The 18,955-nt window shown below is 44.1% G+C and carries 18 protein-coding genes; 6 read left to right on the top strand and 12 right to left on the bottom strand.

The window, feature by feature from the left end:
- Positions 1 to 138 precede the first annotated feature (138 nt).
- The 8 genes from scpB to mrdA form a co-directional block, all read right to left on the bottom strand.
- Complete coding sequence (gene scpB / locus JMY05_RS07055) at positions 139 to 684, bottom strand: SMC-Scp complex subunit ScpB (RefSeq protein ID WP_413786581.1); 546 nt, start codon at positions 682 to 684, stop codon at positions 139 to 141.
- Positions 685 to 820: 136 nt separating this feature from the next.
- On the bottom strand, positions 821 to 1,627 hold the full coding sequence (locus JMY05_RS07050) for a segregation and condensation protein A (protein WP_201615369.1): 807 nt from the start codon (positions 1,625 to 1,627) through the stop codon (positions 821 to 823).
- A gap of 158 nt (positions 1,628 to 1,785) precedes the next feature.
- Positions 1,786 to 2,886, bottom strand: coding sequence for a tryptophan--tRNA ligase (locus JMY05_RS07045; protein ID WP_045447017.1), 1,101 nt, complete (start codon positions 2,884 to 2,886; stop codon positions 1,786 to 1,788).
- 146 nt (positions 2,887 to 3,032) lie between these two features.
- On the bottom strand, positions 3,033 to 4,124 hold the full coding sequence (locus JMY05_RS07040) for a lipid A biosynthesis acyltransferase (RefSeq protein WP_045447014.1): 1,092 nt from the start codon (positions 4,122 to 4,124) through the stop codon (positions 3,033 to 3,035).
- A gap of 231 nt (positions 4,125 to 4,355) precedes the next feature.
- Positions 4,356 to 4,742, bottom strand: coding sequence for a 30S ribosomal protein S9 (rpsI, locus tag JMY05_RS07035; protein WP_045447011.1), 387 nt, complete (start codon positions 4,740 to 4,742; stop codon positions 4,356 to 4,358).
- 10 nt (positions 4,743 to 4,752) lie between these two features.
- Positions 4,753 to 5,181, bottom strand: a complete 429-nt coding sequence (rplM, locus tag JMY05_RS07030; protein ID WP_045447009.1) for a 50S ribosomal protein L13 — start codon at positions 5,179 to 5,181, stop codon at positions 4,753 to 4,755.
- A 210-nt stretch (positions 5,182 to 5,391) separates the two neighbouring features.
- Positions 5,392 to 6,078, bottom strand: a complete 687-nt coding sequence (gene rsmD / locus JMY05_RS07025; RefSeq protein WP_045447006.1) for a 16S rRNA (guanine(966)-N(2))-methyltransferase RsmD — start codon at positions 6,076 to 6,078, stop codon at positions 5,392 to 5,394.
- Between the two features lie 36 nt (positions 6,079 to 6,114).
- Positions 6,115 to 8,100 (bottom strand): penicillin-binding protein 2, encoded by a 1,986-nt coding sequence (gene mrdA, locus JMY05_RS07020; RefSeq protein ID WP_201614627.1) that lies wholly within the window; start codon positions 8,098 to 8,100, stop codon positions 6,115 to 6,117.
- Positions 8,101 to 8,578: 478 nt separating this feature from the next.
- On the opposite strand from mrdA, the gene JMY05_RS07015 reads away from it, so the two are divergent.
- The 6 genes from JMY05_RS07015 to adk all read left to right on the top strand — a co-directional run bounded on the left by JMY05_RS07015 (position 8,579) and on the right by adk (position 15,556).
- Positions 8,579 to 9,913 (top strand): hypothetical protein, encoded by a 1,335-nt coding sequence (locus tag JMY05_RS07015; RefSeq protein WP_198329272.1) that lies wholly within the window; start codon positions 8,579 to 8,581, stop codon positions 9,911 to 9,913.
- A 237-nt stretch (positions 9,914 to 10,150) separates the two neighbouring features.
- Complete coding sequence (locus JMY05_RS07010; protein ID WP_045447003.1) at positions 10,151 to 12,181, top strand: heme lyase CcmF/NrfE family subunit; 2,031 nt, start codon at positions 10,151 to 10,153, stop codon at positions 12,179 to 12,181.
- Between the two features lies 1 nt (position 12,182).
- Positions 12,183 to 12,842, top strand: a complete 660-nt coding sequence (locus tag JMY05_RS07005; RefSeq protein ID WP_201614625.1) for a DsbE family thiol:disulfide interchange protein — start codon at positions 12,183 to 12,185, stop codon at positions 12,840 to 12,842.
- Entirely contained in the window at positions 12,839 to 13,402 is a 564-nt protein-coding gene (locus tag JMY05_RS07000) for a cytochrome c-type biogenesis protein (RefSeq protein ID WP_201614623.1), read from the top strand. Before JMY05_RS07005 ends, JMY05_RS07000 begins: the two co-directional genes overlap by 4 nt.
- Complete coding sequence (gene ccmI / locus JMY05_RS06995; protein WP_201614621.1) at positions 13,399 to 14,679, top strand: c-type cytochrome biogenesis protein CcmI; 1,281 nt, start codon at positions 13,399 to 13,401, stop codon at positions 14,677 to 14,679. Before JMY05_RS07000 ends, ccmI begins: the two co-directional genes overlap by 4 nt.
- 220 nt (positions 14,680 to 14,899) lie before the next feature.
- Positions 14,900 to 15,556: an adenylate kinase gene (gene adk / locus JMY05_RS06990; RefSeq protein WP_045447000.1), complete on the top strand. Its 657-nt coding sequence runs from the start codon at positions 14,900 to 14,902 to the stop codon at positions 15,554 to 15,556.
- A 242-nt stretch (positions 15,557 to 15,798) separates the two neighbouring features.
- Here the strand turns inward: adk and secB are convergent, their stop codons facing one another.
- From secB to rsgA, 4 genes are all read right to left on the bottom strand, one after another.
- Entirely contained in the window at positions 15,799 to 16,251 is a 453-nt protein-coding gene (gene secB / locus JMY05_RS06985; protein WP_045446997.1) for a protein-export chaperone SecB, read from the bottom strand.
- A gap of 168 nt (positions 16,252 to 16,419) precedes the next feature.
- On the bottom strand, positions 16,420 to 16,683 hold the full coding sequence (gene grxC, locus JMY05_RS06980; protein WP_045446994.1) for a glutaredoxin 3: 264 nt from the start codon (positions 16,681 to 16,683) through the stop codon (positions 16,420 to 16,422).
- 318 nt (positions 16,684 to 17,001) lie between these two features.
- Positions 17,002 to 17,457: a rhodanese-like domain-containing protein gene (locus JMY05_RS06975; protein ID WP_045446990.1), complete on the bottom strand. Its 456-nt coding sequence runs from the start codon at positions 17,455 to 17,457 to the stop codon at positions 17,002 to 17,004.
- 173 nt (positions 17,458 to 17,630) lie between these two features.
- Complete coding sequence (gene rsgA, locus JMY05_RS06970; protein WP_055123794.1) at positions 17,631 to 18,734, bottom strand: ribosome small subunit-dependent GTPase A; 1,104 nt, start codon at positions 18,732 to 18,734, stop codon at positions 17,631 to 17,633.
- Between the last annotated feature and the right edge of the window lie 221 nt (positions 18,735 to 18,955).

Below are 18,955 nucleotides of genomic sequence, written 5' to 3'. Positions count from 1 at the left end.
ATTGATTAAATAAAAAAGACAGATCCTATGCGGTCTGTCTTTTTTTTGAATAAAGATTCTCTGGAAAATACTGCTAAATCTCTTCTATACTATGTTTTAATTGCTTAATGATTTTTAAAGGCTTCACGCTCTAAAGGCTTAAGACATCGCTTTGATGGCGCTGATATCTGGCATCGGTGGCAACTCGCTCAACTCACTCAGTCCAAAGGCATCTAAAAATTGTGGCGTGGTCTGTAGCAATGCTGGGCGACCCAAGGTTTCTTTGTAACCTTTCTCTTCAATCCAGCCTTTATCAAATAGTTGACGCAGTATATTGCTTGATAGCGTCACACCGCGCACGTGCTCTATGTCGCTACGAGTCACTGGCTGCTTGTAAGCAATCACACTAAGTGTCTCAAGTAAGGCTTGGCTCAGGCGTTCTTGGCGTTGCGGGAAGACGCGTTGAATTAAGGCACTATAATTATTCGCGATTTGCAGTCGATAACCGCTTGCAGTTTCGTGCAAGCTTAGCACACCCATATCCAAGCGCTGTCTTAGCAGCGCCAAAACCTGTGTTAGCTCTTTAGCCGTTAAAGACAGGTGTTTTCTTAAGACAGTGGCGGAGAGGGGCGCTTCTGACGCATGTAATAGCACTTCGATATGCTTGCTTAAGTCGTCTAGATGCTGTCGCTGCTCATCGGTCAATGACAGTAAAGCGCTAGATAATGAGGATGGTTTGTCATGATCTTGCTTGGTATTGTCAGTATCTGTCATTAGAAAGCGACTCTTTTTAAATGATGATGTGTATCGATATTTATAGGAATAGACAGGTGGATAATAACTATGCCAACCACTGTAACGTTAAGGGTTTAGTATGACGGTCTTCAGCATCATTATTGTCAGTAGTAGGATGACTTTTTAAATCAGTATTTACGATACCAACCAACTGTCGTTTTATCAGCTCTAGTATGGCGACGAAGCTGACAACCACACCTATTTTACCTTGTGTTTTATCTAGTAGCTCATAAAAAGAGCGCTCGCCATCCGTACTGAGCTGTCGGCTAATACTGGCAATACGATCAGCAAGAGGAACAGCATCGACTTTGATGGTATGCATTTGATAATCGGGCTGCAGTTGCATTTTAAATAGACTGTCAATCAAAAGGTTTGGCGAATAGCTAGGTAATTCCGCATTCATGACGTCTTGACCGGGCATACTGACCATGGCTAAAAACACATCACGCTCAAGACGCACCAGATTATCTAAGCGTTGACTGGCTACTTTGATTTGCGCATATTCTTCAAGGCGCTCAATCAGTTCTGCTTTTGGATCACGCTCATCGCTCGGAGTTTCAGGCTTGGGCAGCAACAGCTCGGTTTTAATGGCAATCAACGTGGACGCCATCAACAGATAATCGCCTGCCAATTCAAAATGCTCGGTATCTAATTCACTGATGTAAGCCAAATACTGCTCCGTTATGGGTAGTATCGGCATTTGGGTCAGGTCAACGTTATTTTTTTTGACCAAATATAATAAAAAGTCTAATGGTCCGGCAAACTGCTCAAGCCAAATGGCAAAGGCTTGCGGCGGCACATAGAGATCTTCTGGTAGATGTTGTACGGATGTCTGGTAAATGCGTAAAGACATATCATTGATAGCTGAGCCGTTGTGCGCGCGCTTAGTATCTAAAGAATCAGAGTCTTGAGGCACAGTTAGAAGAAGAGCGGCTTTTGGTAAAACCGCTTGTTCCTTTTTTAGCTCAGTCTGCACGCTTAGCATCCATCTTGGTTAACATAATCAAATGATTATTTAAGTTTGGCAAGTGGACGGATACCAATGGCACGACGAGTCTTATCTAATTGCTTACGGCTATGACGACGGGCTTTTTCTGCACCCATTTGTAAGATTTCTTCTAGCTCTTTTGGGTTAGCCATAAGATGCTCATAACGCGCGCGGAAGGGTGCTATTTCCGTATTTATTTTCTCAAACAACGCTTGTTTGGCATCGCCCCAGCCGATACCAGCGGCAAACTGCGCGCGCATATCGGCAATTTCTGTAGGAGTAGCAAAGGCTTTGTAAATCTCAAAAATAGCCGAATCGTCAGGGTCTTTTGGCTCAGAAGGCAGTTGTGAGTTGGTCACAATTTTCATGATGGCTTTATGCATCTGCTTTTCGGCGCTAACTTGTGGATTAGAGTCACCAAATAGCGGAATGGTATTGCCATAGCTCTTACTCATCTTGCGACCATCCAAACCCGTTAGTAATGGGATATCGTCATCTACAACGGCAGATGGTAAGGTAAAGAGCTTTTTATAGCGATGGTTAAAGGTACCAGCAATATCACGTGCCATTTCGACATGCTGAATTTGGTCGCGACCGACAGGTACATGTGTGGCATTAAACATCAATATGTCTGCTGCCATGAGTACAGGGTAGCCAAACAATCCCATATTAATACCTTGATCAGGATCGACGTCTTCTTTTTTCATATTAATATCAACAGCTGCTTTATAAGCATGAGCACGATTCATTAAACCTTTGGCACATGAGCAGTTTAAAATCCAAGCAAGCTCTGGTATTTCCGGCACATCTGATTGACGGTAAAAAGTGACGCGCTCAGGATCAAGACCACAGGCAAGCCAAGTCGCTGCAATGGCTTTGGTCGATTCGTGAATAATAGCAGGATCATAACAGCCGATAATGCCATGGTAATCTGCTAAAAAAAAGAATGCTTCGTCATCACTGTTTTGGATAGACTGAATGGCTGGACGAATCGCGCCAACGTAATTTCCTAAATGCAAGGTACCCGTCGGTTTAATGCCCGTCAAAATGCGTTTGACTTGCGTTGAGTGATCAGGAGCTTGGTTGTCAGAATTTTGGTTATCAGAAATATGAGTGTTATTCATGGTAAATCCATTATTTGGTTCATCAAGGTTTTATTTATAAAAGTTTTGTTTTTCAATTTATTATAAATTAATTGTTATTTATATGTAGGTAATATAAGCTGCAAAGTATAGCAAATTTTCTGGCCATTTTTCGTAGCAATACACGCTTACTTATAGATATCAGTACGACCATCAGGACCATTTTTGAAACGACGATGGAACCACATCCACTGAGTGGGATCAATACGAATCAACCCCTCTAGCAACTCATTGACTCGCGTCGCATCAGCCAACTCATCGTTACTTGGATAGTTTTGAATTTCTGGGGTAATCGTTAGATGATAGTGCGGGCGTTTGCCTTTGGGTAAACTGTCTGGTGTCTGCCGGTAAGTATGCAGCGCCATTAATGCGGGTGAATGTGTCTTGTCGCCCAATTTTGCCATGCGCCGTGATGCTGTAATAGTCGCTGCTGGCACACCAAAAAATGGTGCCATGACGCCTTGTTTTAGACCATAATCTTGGTCAGGTGAGTACCAAATCACGTGACCGGCTTTAATTGATTCAACAAAACTGCGCATGTCACGACTGGCTATCTGCTTGCTAAGAATACTGGCACGACCATTATAAACAAACCAATCAAGTAGCGCGTTATTCTGCGGTCGATACATCCCATCCATCGGAAAAAACTGCGTACAGAGCATGCCGCCCAGATCAAGCATCGTATAATGAGCGCCCAGTAAAATGACAGGACGACCCTCATTCTGTGCATTGACAACGTGCTGTAATCCCGAAATTGAAACGGTACGAGTAAAAACATTTGGACGATACCAAGCACATAAGGTTTCAAACACACCAATGCCCTGATTGACAAAGACTTGTTTTGCCATCAATTCGCGCTCGACGTCTGGCTTTTCTGGAAACGCCAGTTTCAAGTTGATAAGCGTATCACGCCGACGTGAGCCTGCTACTTTATAGATAAATATGCCCAGCTGACGTCCCAGCCAAAACTGCCAACGTAGCGGCAAATATATAATGGGTAAGATCATTGCTGCCAATAGCCAAATGCCCCAATATTTAGGCAACAAAAACTGCCATTGAAAAGGCTTTTTTTCTATGGGTGCTGTGCGCTTATGATTTTGGGTAATCGTTGGCATGCCAGCAGGTATCGCTGGGGACTTAGCAGGCTGCTGCGTACTTGATGGTGGCAGGCTGATTTTGGTAGATGGTTTGCTGGGATCGTATTGTTCAGGCGCTTTCATAAAATTGTTACTAAGAATGAAAAGTTATCATCATGATGGGGTAGTCAGCATTGCTTTGCAAGGTGAGTTACGCACAAAATCACGAGTAAATGCAAAAGTCATCAGCCATAAAAAAACCTTATAAGCTGCGGACAGCTTATAAGGTTTTGCAAATCTACTCTTTTCTTTAATATTGTGACTGTCGCTCTGAGATAAAGACAACAGCCGCAAAAAGATAAGAGATAGCTTTGATTAACGTTTCGAGAATTGTGGACGTTTACGTGCTTTACGTAGACCCAATTTCTTACGTTCAACTTGACGTGAGTCACGAGTAACAAAGCCAGCTGCTTTTAGTGCAGGTTTGTTGGCTTCGTTTAGCTCAATCAATGCACGCGTGATGCCGTGACGGATTGCGCCAGCTTGACCACTAATACCGCCACCTTTTACAGTGATGTAAAGGTCATAAGTAGTAGGTGAGTCAAGTAATTCTAGAGGCTGACGAACAACCATACGTGAAGTTTCACGGCTAAAATACTCATCAAGTGGCTTACCGTTAACAACGATGCTACCAGTACCTTTAGCTAAAAAGACACGAGCAGTAGACGTCTTGCGGCGACCAGTTCCGTAATTGCGTTCCATAAGTATATCCTTAGATGTCTAGTTCTTTAGGTTGCTGTGCAGTATGTGGATGTTCAGTACCCGCATATAGCTTCAGCTTCTTGATCATCGCATAGCCAAGAGGGCCCTTTGGAAGCATACCCTTAACTGCTTTGTGTAGAACATCTTCAGGCTTATGTGCAAGCAACTTACTGAAGTTGGTTTCCTTGATACCACCTGGGTAGCCACTGTGACGATAGTATTTTTTATCTTGCGCTTTTTTACCCGTTACCGTGATTTTATCAGCATTGATGACAACAATGAAGTCACCAGTGTCAACGTGCGGCGTAAAAGAAGGCTTATGCTTGCCACGTAAGCGACTAGCGATTTGAGTGGCTAAGCGACCAAGGGTTTTGCCGTCAGCATCTACGACATACCAGTCATGGGTCACTTCAGCTGGTTTTGCACTAAGTGTTTTCATGATAAAACCTTAAAATTAGAATTCGTTGAGAGTTTAGCTGGGAACGGGGCTCTCAAAAAACAGACTGCACATTATAAGCAGTAGTGCCTACGCTTGCAAGCTGCATTGGGGTTTATTTTCGCCTTATATACATTAAACTGCAGCGTTGGCCAGTTTTTAGCGGTTCTAAACATTTGTAAAATTTGTTAATGGCAGGCATTAACCCGACAATTATGACGATGATAAACGATAAAGTCCAGCAACAACTTGTCCAACCTTAGTCTGTTTCACACATTCAAAGCGGATTATTTGCTGAATAGTACCTGATTGGATATCTGGATTTTTATTAAGCGTCTCTTCCATTTGCTTTAATTGGCTCTCTAAATCTTTATCCGCTTCTAGATAAATCAGGGTTTCACTATCAATTAACGACTGGGTAATCAATGCCATTAAAATAGGTTGCCACAGATCTTGAGCATACGGTGGATCGATGAATACAATATTGAAAGGGCGCGGAACAATCTGCTCTTGCATCAATACTCTTTCTGCAGTGCCTTGGATAATTTGATGGGTATCAGTGCTCAGATGCAACTGTTCAGCACTTTGACGCAGCATATTACTTTGCGCAGGATTTATTTCGATAAAGGTGGCGTGCGCGGCACCACGAGACAGTGCTTCAAAACCTAAGACACCGCTACCAGCACAGCTATCAAGCACATAAGCGCCATGAATATCAGGAAGTAACCAGCTAAACAGTGTCTCTCGCAAGCGATCTGGGGTCGGACGTAGACCCTCTGCGTCAATAAAACGTACAACACGGCGTTTAAACTGACCACCAATGATCCGCACGTCGCCCGCAGCTATATTTTTGCTTTTATGATTGTTCCTATGCTCGCGGCTGCTTATAGATTTTTTCATAATATTTATATGTACCGTATCTCGTTTAGCGTATTTTTACTCAGAGGTCGTGGCGGCTGTGGCTGCTTCCACCTCTGCCTTTTCTTCTAGCGCTTTTTCTTCTTTTTCACGCTGAGCATTACGCATCAATTTTTCAAAAGCTTTTTGGCGTTTGATGACTTTTAATTGATCAGCCGTTGGTGGCAAGATAGGGTCGTTTTTGCGCTGTAATATCCAGTAGTCAAATAGTGCGCGACCGATAGGTGCAGCTACCACGCTACCACCGCCACCATTTTCGACCAGTACTGCAAGCGCAATCTCAGGATTTTCTACGGGTGCAAAACCATTGAACCACGCGTGATCCCAATGGCGTTTGTCTATGGCAGATTTATCATAGCGTTTGCCTTGCGCAATGGACTTGACTTGCGCAGTACCCGTTTTACCCGCAATACGATAGCGCGGCGTATAAATCCCACGTCCGGTACCTGCCTTGACGGTTTCTTCCATCGCATCGTGCATACGTAGCCAGTCAGACGGTTTGCCGTTATATTCGATTTTACCATCAGGTTTGGTGATTACGTTAACTTGTGCTGCACCATCGCTACTTTTTAGTAGATGCGGAGTAATGTGATAGCCTTTGTTCGCTGTCATGGCGGTTGCATTTGCAATCTGTAATGGTGTGGCTAAGAAATAACCCTGCCCGATACTGACTGAGATGGTTTCGCCCGGCAACCAGCCTTTATCATAGGTGTCTTTTTTCCATTTTGGTGACGGCATAATTCCTGATTTTTCATTGGGCAAATCAATACCTGTTGGTTCACCAAATCCAAAACGTGCCATCCAATCGTGTAGGCGCTGGATGCCCATCTCATAAGCCAATTTATAATAATAGGTATCCACTGACATCACGATAGATTTTTTAAGATCTACCGTACCGTGACCACCACGCTTCCAGTCACGGAATCGATGTGAGTCTCCTGGTAAGCTAAAGTAACCGGGATCATAGATAGTGGTTTCCCAATTGCGCAGCCCATAATGAATGCCGCCTAAGCCTTCAAAAGGTTTAATCGTAGAGCCGGGTGGGTATGTCCCTTGTAGCGCACGATTATAGAGCGGCTGATCCAAATCTTCACGCAGATTGCCATAATCCTTAAAGGAGATGCCTGAGATAAAAGGGTTGGGGTCATAGCTTGGATTACTGACAAACGCCAATACATCACCATTTTTTGGATCGATTGCCACGATAGCGCCGCGACGACCGTCTAGCTGCTGCTGGGCGACTTGCTGTAAGCCATAATCTAAGCTCAGCGTAATGTCATTACCAGCTACGGGTGGTTTAGTGTCTAATTGACGCAAAATATTGCCAAGAGCATCAGTTTCTACCGACTGATAACCCGGTTGCCCTAGCAATATATCTTCGTAATAATCTTCGATACCGATTTTACCGATAAGGTCAGTGCCAGCGTAGCGATCTTTGTCAATGCGTTTGGTTTCTTTATCATTGATACGCCCAACATAGCCGATGACGTGTGCAAATAGCTCGTCATAAGGGTATGAACGTGTCAGCTTGCTTTGAATGGTTACACCGCGAAAAAAGGGTTTACGCTCACTAAACTGCGCCAATTGGGCATCGGTTAAGTCAATTTTAATGGTCACAGGATCGTTTTTGCTTTTACTCAGTCGCGCTAAAATATCGGTAATATTCTCATCTGTTAGCTCAAAAATAGGCGCAAGCAAATTTAGCGTACGCTCTGGATTTTCGACTTCATCAGGGCTTAACATGGCCGTAAATACGGGCTGGTTGTCTGCCAATATGATCCCATTGCGATCATAAATATAGCCGCGGCTGGGCGGTGCAGAGATCAGCTTAATACGGTTATTGTCTGCTTGCGTCGTATACTTATCGTGCGCATAGACTTGCAGGTAACCATAACGCACGATCAAGCCACTTAATCCAATGAATATCAGAATTCCAAGGATAATAATACGACTGGTGAAAACACGATTGACCTGTTCAGTATTGGGGGTTAGCGGTTTATTCATAGAAAGTAAGAGCCCAAACGGTCAGTGAGTCAATAAAAGAGAGGAAAAGGGCAGGGTCGTTCACCAAAGTGCGGCGAGCATAAAGGATAATAATAAGAATTTCAATTACATGGACTGAGATGAGTTGAAATAATAATCCCTAAATCTATATACAGCGATGTGTGGTCATACAATCACAAATTATAACAGAACAAATGAGCCGCCGCAGTACACCGCCATTTATTTTGTGGTCGTTATTATCTAAAGCGCCTGTAGATGATATTAATATTGTTACTATCGAAAGTAATAGTAAAACGTGTCATCCCTAGTCACAACTTACCTAGGCTCGACGTGTGCTAATGAATGGCAAGTATGCTAAAATCAGGCGATTTATTTGATAATAATTATCATGGGCAGAGCGGCTTTTTGTTAAGCGTTCTAATTTGCTAATCCTTTTTAATTAGCGGCGACAATTAACCTGTCAGGGGCAAGATAAGTCATGGATGCAACTTCATTGTGGCAGACAATAGCTGAACACCCAGAGTTTTTTGCCATGCTGACTATTCCGCCTGTGACCGCATTTGTCACATGGATACACGTGTGGATGGCGCTTAAAATGCTGTTCTATCCGATTAAGTTTCGGGGTATTCGTATTCCAAACTTCCCGTTTTTTGGGTTGCCGGGTATTGGCTGGCAAGGTATCGTCCCACGAAAGGCTGGCAAGATATCAGGCGTTATCGTGGATCAAACGCTGTCAAAGCTTGGCTCGCTTGATGAGTTTTTTCAGGCGATGGAGCCTGAGCAGATGGCGGTATTTATCACGGATACCGTGGACAAAAACCTTGAAGCATTGATTGATGAAATCATGTTGGACCATTCGCCAGCGCTGTGGGGTAATCTGCCTTATGCGTTGAAGCGCCGTGTCTACGCTCAAGCGCATCAAGAGCTGCCTAATATCATGCAGTCTTTGGTGACTGACTTGACCCATAACGTCGAAGACTTGGTTGATATGCGCAAAATGATTGTTAACACGATGGAAAGTGATCGTCGTTTAATGGTCAATATGTTTTTGAAGGTTGGTCAAAAAGAGATCGATTTTATTTGGCATATCAGTGCTTTGATTGGTTTGGTCTTCGGTATTATCCAAATGTTTATATTTTTGGTGGTGCCGCAGCATTGGACAGTGCCGTTTTTTGCCGCGATTTGGGGTTTTCTTACCAATTGGATTGCTATTTGGATGGTGTTTAATCCTGTAGAGCCGCGATTTATTCCTTATGTGAAGTTTTTTGCTGTCCAGAGTCGCTTTCCATTTATTAGACCGCAATTACCACATATCGCCCAGTATCGTTTGCAAGGCGGTTTTATGAAACGCCAAGAGGAAGTTTCTGAGGTTTTTGCTGAGATTGTGGTAAAAGATTTGGTGACGCTTGAGAACATCATGAATGAGATGATGTATGGTGACCGTGCTGCGCAAACGCGTGAGTTGATGAAGTCGCATTTATATAAAGTGCTAGAGTCGCCAGTGATTAGTACGACACTACGCCTAGGCTTGGGTCGCCGCGAATATGGACAGCTAAAAAATACCATCATTGATAAGTCGATTGTTGCGACAATGGTGCCATTGCGAGATCCTGAGCTCAATGAAAGCCGTGCCAGTAAAATATTTGGGCTGTTTCGTGACCGTATTCGCGCGCTGACGCCAAATGAGTTTCAGAACTTATTACGTCCCGCTTTTCGTGAAGATGAGATGACATTAATCGTGTTGGGTGGTTTGACAGGGTTTTTAGCAGGCTGGTTGCATTTGGTCTTAGTGTTTTTTCCTGCGATTCAGTAATGACATATTTTTTATATCTTTATACACATCGCATACAGAGTGGATACAGAAACGTGACAAGTTGACGCTAATGTACCTTGCTGTAAGCGCCCTCAGCTGCAATGGCTAACGGCGCTTTTATAATAAATAACACTAATAAATACTCGTAGTAACGATTACTGGATACTTTCGAATATCCTAAAAAACCAATCCCTAAAATAAACAATGACCGTATTAAGGTAAACAAGGTTAGACCGTATGTTAATCACAGAATTGGGTTATTTTGCCTTGCTAGCCGCCTTTATATTGGCGATTTTGCAGGTGGTATTACCAACCGTCGGTATCATGCGTGACCACGTTGCGTGGCAGCGTTTGGCACCAAGTCTGGCGTGGGCACAATTTGCTGCCATGATCACATCATTTGCCGCGCTGATGGCAGGCTTTTATTACAATGACTTCAGCCTCGTCTATGTCACTCAGCATTCTAATACGCTGTTGCCTTGGTATTATAAGCTGTCGGCAACTTGGGGTGGTCATGAGGGTTCATTGCTGCTTTGGATGACCATCATGGCTACTTGGTGTGCGCTGGTCTCTTACTTTAGCCGTGGTTTGCCACTGTCTATGCGTGCGCGAGTGTTGGTAATTTTGGCTGGCGTACAGATGATGATGCTAGCGATGCTGATTTTTACCTCGTCGCCATTTGATCGTACATTGCCAAACTTACCTGTTGATGGTGCGGATCTAAATCCTGTGCTACAAGATTTCGGTTTGATTATTCATCCACCGATGCTGTATATGGGCTATGTGGGTTTGGTCGTGCCGTTTGCCTTTTGTATGGCGGCATTGTGGGAAGGTCGTTTAGATGCAGTGTGGACACGCTGGTCGCGTCCGTGGGCATTGGCGGCTTGGGGCTTTTTGACCGTTGGTATTGCGCTTGGCTCATGGTGGGCCTATTACGAGCTTGGCTGGGGTGGTTGGTGGTTCTGGGATCCAGTAGAGAACGCTTCATTGATGCCATGGCTGGCTGGTACCGCGCTGCTACATTCGCTTGCCGTCACAGAAAAACGTGGTGTTTTTAAAGCATGGACGATTATGCTGGCGATTTTTGCTTTTGCACTCAGTCTATTGGGCACCTTTCTCGTGCGTTCTGGCGTTATTACCTCGGTGCATTCGTTTGCCGCTGACCCAACGCGTGGTCTGGTCATTCTAGTCATTCTCGGTGTGATCATCGGTGGTGGCTTGTTGATGTTTGCGGTACGTGGTTGGCGTTTAACGGTCGAAAGTCAGTATCAACTGATCTCACGCGAGTCATTTTTAGTCATTAACAACGTTATTATTTTAATTTCGACTTTGGTCGTATTACTCGGCACGCTGTATCCTATCATTGCTGACTCCTTTAATTTAGGTCAGGTGTCTGTCGGCCCTCCTTACTTTAATGCGCTGTTTGTACCGCTAACGTGGCTGATATTAGTAGCAATGGGTATGGGCTCGAACATTCGCTGGAAAAAAGACAGCCGTCCGCTATTGGGCGCTGGTATGGTCATTGCAGCCAGTAGTTTAGTGCTTGCAGCAGTTATCACGTATTTTGTGAGCCCGTCTGCGATGCTTAATATTGGCGTTACCTTGGCGGTCAGTTTTTGGGTACTGCTATGGATGGTGGTTGATTTCAAAGACAAAACCAAAAACGCACCCAATTTTGTTAAAGGGTTACGCCAGTTACGTCTGAGCTATTGGGGTCAACAGACCGCTCATGTTGGTGTCATTATTGCCGTCATCGGCGTCGCATTTACCAGTACGTTAAGTATTGAACGTGATGTCGCACTTGGACCAAACGATAGTGTTCATGTCCAAGGCTATGACTTTACCGTTAAAGGCTTTAGTGAAGTCAAAGGCAGTAACTTTGATGCCACCCAAGCTGAGGTTGAAATCAGCAAAGATGGCCATGCTGTGACTACTTTGTATCCTGAAAAACGTAATTACATCATTAGTATGATGCCAGTCACAGAAGCCGCGATTGATGCTAGCCTCATGCGTGATGTTTACGTGGCACTGGGCGAACCTATCGCCGAAGATAGCAACGAATGGGCAGTACGTATTTATGTGAAACCGCTTATCCGCTGGATATGGCTAGGCGCTCTGATTATGGCGTTTGGTGCAGTATTGAGTATTCTTGATCATCGCTATCGTATTAAGAAAACCAAGACACCTGCACAAATTGCAGCGAATAAAGCAGGCTTTACCACCGTCGCCGATTTGGATGCGTCAGCATTAAAGACAGGGGATAATTAATATGAGCACATCAAAGCAATCCCCTGAGCAAAATGCAAAGCAAGATAAGGTAGGTGGCACGAAAACCATGAATAAAAAGCAACTTAAGCTATGGTTTTTGATTCCACTGATCGTTTTCATTGGCTTAATCATCATGCTATATCTGCGTTTGGGTAAGCCGACGGATATCGTTACCAATACGGCACTTGAGCGCCCAGTGCCCGCTTTTGAGCTGCCTTTATTATCAGATACCAGTCGTATCATGACCAATGAGAATCTACCTGATAAGCCTTTTTTGATGAACATTTGGGGCTCTTGGTGCCCAACTTGTATTATTGAGCATCCTTTTCTTATGCAATTAGAGGAGCGCGGTGTCAATCTGGTCGGGGTCAACTATAAAGATGACATTGGCGATGCACTAGGCTACTTAAACCGAGGTGGCGATCCGTTCTCGATGTCTATTCAGGATTTATCTGGTCAGTTTGCTTTGGACTTAGGTTTGACGGGTGCTCCTGAGACTTTCGTAGTCGATGGTAATGGTATTATTCGTCAGCACATCATTGGTGAGATCAATGAAAGCAACTGGCAAAGCCGTATTACGCCTTGCTTGATGGTGCTCAATGAAGCCAATAATAATGACGTCAGTCCAGATCCGACTCAGGTTGCGGAGGCGTGTAAATGATAGCCAATAAAATAACAACCGTTACGTTAAAAGTAGCGAGCTTACTGATAGCTTGTCTAATAAGTATGGCAAGCTATGCTGCTATTGAGGTCTATGACTTTGATTCTGTGCAGCAAGAAGCCCAATATCGTGGTCTCATCGAAGAGCTGCGTTGCCCAAAATGTCAAAACCAAAATCTTGCAGGATCGGATGCGCCCATTGCCCAAGATCTAAAGCAAAAAACGTATGATTTGATAAAAGATGGTCGTAGTGATGGCGAGATTCGTGCTTATATGCAGGAACGTTATGGCGATTTCATCACTTATAAGCCGCCTGTCCGTCCATCAACGTGGATTTTGTGGTTTTTTCCGCCACTATTACTCATCAGTTTACTCATAGGCTGGTTCTGGCAAAGCAAACGACGTCAGCTTGTCGCTAGTGGTGAAAGCGGGGTAACGGTCAATAGTACGGCTACTGCTCTATCTGCTGCCGAAAAAGCCGAGATTGATCGTCTGTTATCACGTGCTTCGAGCGATGACAAAAATGACCATGATATTACAAGCCTCAAGGACAAAAAATGACCATATTCTCTACTGTGGGCTTATTTATTGCTCTAAGCTTACTCATCGCCCTAATACTCGCTGTTATTACTATCATGCCTTGGCTGCGAGCATCACGCTCGCCAGAAAAGCTTATGGACAATCAGCTGTTGGATATCAACGTTGCTGTGTTCCGTGAGCGTCTAGCAGAACTAAAAACAGATAAAGACAATGGCACTATCGATGACAGCCATTACCAGAACCAAAAACTGGAGCTTGAACGCCAGTTATTGGATGCTCAGCGTGAAGTCACACCGATGGTCGCGCCTGGCATCAAAAGCCGATTGATTATTACTGTCTGGGTGCCAGTCCTCGCGGCGATGGCGTATTTGATGGTCGGCGATCGTACGCCTGTGTTCGAGCTTTGGGCAGCTGAAGACAAAGTGGGTCAAGTGGCTGATGACTTATTAACGGGTAAGATTGATCAGCCGCCTGCTTGGGCGATTGAAGATGGTCAACAGCTGATTAGTGCCATGCAAACCAATGTCTATCGTCATGCTGATGATCCAGATCGCTGGATGCGTTTATCAGAATTATTCTTATCATTAGAAGCCACTGACTCCGCAATTGAAGCCTTGTCGCGTGCTTATCGTTTGTCACCAGACAATGAAGAGATTGCAACCACCTATGCACAGATTAGCTTCTTTGCCAATAAAGGCCAATTAGACGCTAATGGTCGCCGAGTGCTACAAGACGTGTTGGCTAAAAATCCAGAGCATGAGGGCGCGCAAATGCTCATGGCAATGGGTGAGGCACGGAGTAGTAATTTCGATCAAGCACAAGGCTGGATTAAGCGTCTACGTGACAGTATTGCGGCTAAACCTGGTGATCATACCAAAGCATTGGCGAGTCTAGATGAGCTAAGTGCTAATGTCACCGCTCAGCAACAGCAAGCCTCTGAAGGTGTTGAAGTGACTGTTACGATTAATGCTAGCCTGCTGCCGTTAGTGAAAGCCGACGATGTGTTGTTTGTCGCCATACGTGATGTCAATGGTGGACCACCATTTGCTGCCAAACGGTTACCTATCAGTGTTATCAAGCAAGGTGAAGCCAGCATTAGCCTAAGCGATTTGGATGCCATGATGCCTGAACGTACTTTGAAATCGGCGAGAGCGGATAAAGTTCAGTTGGCTGTCATCGCTCGTATCAGCCATAGTGGTACTGCCAGTGCAGAGTCAGGGGATTTGTCAGGTAATCCAGTGGTGATTAGTGCGGAACAAAATCAGGTCAATGTTGAAATTAATCAACAAATTCCATAGTATTTATATCTGTTGCTGTCAGCACCTCTGACGTAAGCGCTGTTGTCCGATACAGCAGCGCGCAACAGCATTATATGAACAGATAAGTCATGACAACTTATCACTGCAAATAATGAAAATACTTGAGCTTTGCCAAGCCACAAGGTAAGGTAGCTTGGCAAACAACCAATCCCTGAGTTTTATTAGTCCCAAAATCCTATCTATTAAGGAGAATCGTGTAATGATGCGTATTATTTTGCTAGGTCCACCAGGCGCCGGTAAAGGTACCCAAGCCCAGTTTATTTCTAAAGAATATGATATCCCGCAGATCTCAACTGGCGATATGCTGCGTGCAGCAATCAAAGAAGGCAGCGAGCTTGGCAAAAAAGCCAAAGACATCATGAATGCTGGTGGTTTGGTTTCTGATGACCTCATTATTAACCTAGTGAAAGAACGTATCGCTAAGCCTGATTGTGCCAATGGTTGTATTTTGGATGGTTTTCCGCGTACGATTCCACAGGCTCAAGCACTTGCAGATGCTGATGTTGCTATCGATCATGTAATCGAAATCAGCGTGCCGGATGACGAGATTGTCAAGCGCTTATCTGGTCGTCGCCAGCATCCTGGTTCAGGTCGCGTTTATCATGTTGATCACAATCCACCCAAGGTTGAGGGTATCGATGATGTGACTGGTGAAGCGCTAATCCAGCGTGAAGATGATAAAGAATCTACCATTCGTGATCGTCTAGCGACTTATCATGAGCAAACATCAGCGCTTGTTGGTTTTTATCAAGACAAGGCCAAAGAAGGTGCCGATGCCCCTAATTATGATAAGTTTGATGGCACGCAAGGCATCGATGAGGTTAAGCAACAAATCTTATCAGCGTTAAAAGGCTAATCATCGATTTTAAATAATTGATGACGCGATTGAAGACCCTGTTTATTAGCAGGGTTTTTTTTATGTCTGACGGTTTTAACTGTATGTCTTACAATACTACTAAACAGAACTCTCATTGCTCAACGATTCTTGTGAGTAAGCGCTTAAACAACATCCACAAAAAAACCGCTCACTCGTAATGAGTAAACGGCTATTTTGTCAAAATATACTGCGAATAAAGCTAGCACATTTTTGCTTAAAACTTATGCATTACCTTCAGCATCAACTTGTGCTTGTTGCTGGCTTTGCGCATAAGCTTGGTCAAAGTTCACAGGGGCTAGCAATAACTGCGGGAAGCTACCACGCGTTACGATGTCGCTGATGACTTCACGAGCGTATGGGAACAAAACGTTCGGGCAGTATGCACCTAAGATTTGACCGATTTGGTCTTCTGGGATATCTTTCAATAAGAAGATACCCGCTTGATGCACTTCAGCGATAAATGCCGCTTCTTCCGCATTTTTTGCTGTAACGCTCACGGTTAAGATGACTTGATAATGATCGTCATCCAGTTTTTCAGCGTTGCTAGACAAATTGATATCAAGCTCTGGGTTCCACTCTTTGGTGAACACACTAGCGCCTGGGACTTCAAGTGACATGTCTTTTACGTAGATACGCTCTAGTGCCAGTTGTGGTTGTGCTTGTTCTTCAGCCATGATAAATCCTCTAAAAGTTGATCAAGTAGTTGGACAAACTGTCATTTTAATAAAAGTTCATTGTAATATAAATCGAGACAAAATCTGGATGTTTTTATTACTCTCTTTTATCTTTGCCGCTGTCTATCATTGCACAGGCAAAGACAGACAGCAACGAAAAGTAGCAGATTAACCTGCTAATAGCTCGTCAAGTTTGCCTTGTTGGTTCATTTGATTGAGCTCATCAAAACCACCGACAAAGGTCTCACCGACGAAAATTTGCGGCACAGTGCGATAGTTATTGGTTTTTTTCATTAATTCTTGACGCTCTTCGCGGCTCATATCGTGCATGCCAATTTCTTCGTAGTCAACGCCTTTAGTTTTTAAGAGTTGTTTGGCGTTTGAGCAATATGGGCAGATAGGCGTCGTATAAACTTTAACAGCGACAGTCATGGTAAATCCTTATTTATAAGTTTAGAAGGTAATCGTTTTATTATAAAAAGTATTATAAATAATTATTTGATAAAAATTCTTATAATCCGTTACCAGCAAGTAAATTGAAGATAGATTAGGTAATGCTCGTTATTAAAGTGGGGATGAGCAGAGCAAATTCAAGATGTTTGAGTATAAAAGCGCTGACAGTAGCACAAATGCCACAAACAAAAAAACACCTATCGATAAGGTGTCTTTTTTATTTGTGAATATTCAACGCGCCTCAATCATATGTCAATTGATATGGGCTAAATATTTTTTAAACAGCAGTATAGCGGACTACTTATGTAGACTTGGTTTGGCTTTGCCTTTATTTTTAGGCTTTGCGTCTTTTAACCCAACTAATGGCATGCCCGCTGCTTGCCAGCCGCCGATACCACCTTCTAAGCGATAGACACTGTCCTTGCCGATCATCTGAATCGCCGCGCCTGCTTGCACACCCATATCACAAATGATAATTACTGGCTGCTCAATTGCACGGATTTCTTCTAAGCGGTCTTTGAGCTCAGTGAACGGTATGTTACGGCTGCCTTGGATGTAACCAGTCTCAAACTTCTTTTTGGCACGAATGTCGATTAGCTGCGCGTTTTGCGAGTTAACCATCATACCCAAGGTATTGGGCGATATTTTTCTGCCACTACGTTTGTTTTCAATCGTAAAAAATAGCACGGCAAGTACGGCTAATATACCAAATAAAAACGGGTGGTTGCCCACAAATTCCAGCGCACGATCCAAACCATACCTCCAAAAAAATAAGTGTTCGGTTAAGCTGAGAAGACAGCCTAACGATACTGAACAAGGCGCTATTATACCGATTAGACCATCCATAGTAAACGGGCGATGGTCAACCAAGCGATTAACGACCCATAAGGCAGCGATTAATAAGGCGAATACTAATAATGCCAATATTAATAGGGCTTAGTATCTGCCTCTTCTCTTAGGGTAACGAGGTTTTCCACACGGCGCTGCAATACCACGCCGTCAGCAACCGCTTGCCATAATGCGCAGCCTTTGCTGTTGTGAGTATGACGACAATCACGGAACTGACAGTTGCCAGATAACGGTGCAAGCTCCACAAATCCTGAAATGATATCATCGGGTGTGAGATGCCAAATGCCGTACTCGCGGATACCTGGCGTATCGACGATACCGCCTTGGGTCAAGTCGGCTGGATTAAATGGTAATAAGCGACTGGTGGTGGTGGTGTGTTGACCAAGTTTTGAGTTATCAGAGATGATATTGACGCTTTGTGCCGATTCAGGGAGTAGTGCATTGATTAAACTGCTTTTACCGACACCAGATTGCCCCGCAAAAATAACCAGTTTTTTATCGATATAACGTTTTAATTCATCCAGCCCTTCTTGCTCATCGCTATCCGCAACGTTTTCAGGGCAGTCGACTGAGGTCAAGACGCTCTCATAACCGAGAGAAGCATATTGTGCGAGTAATTCTTTGGTATCGACGCCGTTTTCTTCTGCCAATAAATCGGCTTTATTAAGCACCAACAGCGGCTTTACGCCAGCATGATGACAGACGACCAAATAACGATCGATGAGGGTTGGCGCGGCAGCAGGTAGCGGCGCGAAGACAATGGCTAAAATATCGACATTGGCGGCGACAGGTTTAAGTTTATGATAACGATCAGGACGCGAGACCAAAGAGGTACGCGGCTTGACCGATTCAATACGTCCAAAGCCAGTATTAGGATCAGCACTCCAGCGTACTTGGTCGCCAGCAGCTAGCATCGGTAAATTGGTACGCACATGACAACGCCAAATATCGCCTAATGCCAGCTCTTGCCAAAACGGTTCAGGATCATCGGGTGCAATCTCCGGTTGCACGGGTATCACCGCAGGCAAGCTGGTCACTTGTACTTCCAACTGCTTGCCATAATGCGCCATGACCACGCCATCCATCAAACTGTCATCGATACTGTCTTGACTTGCCAGCTGTTGTTTGTCGATGCGACGAATCTGTTGCTTAGTCAGTTTGCGTTGCCGAATTAATGCCATGGGTTTTGAACCTATTAAAAAAATATTGCTAAGTGTAGCGTGAAAGTTTGATAACATACAGCCTAAAGCGCCTGCTGCAGACAGAGATTTTGTAACGTTTTAAGGGTTATAAATCAGTAGATGCAACGTTTTGCTACAGTTTGCTACTTAGGCATGAACATTGACAGGCGATTTATCTAATTAATATTGCTCCAAAGTTGTTCTAAACTTTATTGACCATA

The sequence above is a fragment of the Psychrobacter sp. JCM 18902 genome, from assembly GCF_904846615.1.
GTDB lineage: Bacteria > Pseudomonadota > Gammaproteobacteria > Pseudomonadales > Moraxellaceae > Psychrobacter.
This window is presented reverse-complemented; position numbering and strand designations above follow the sequence as displayed.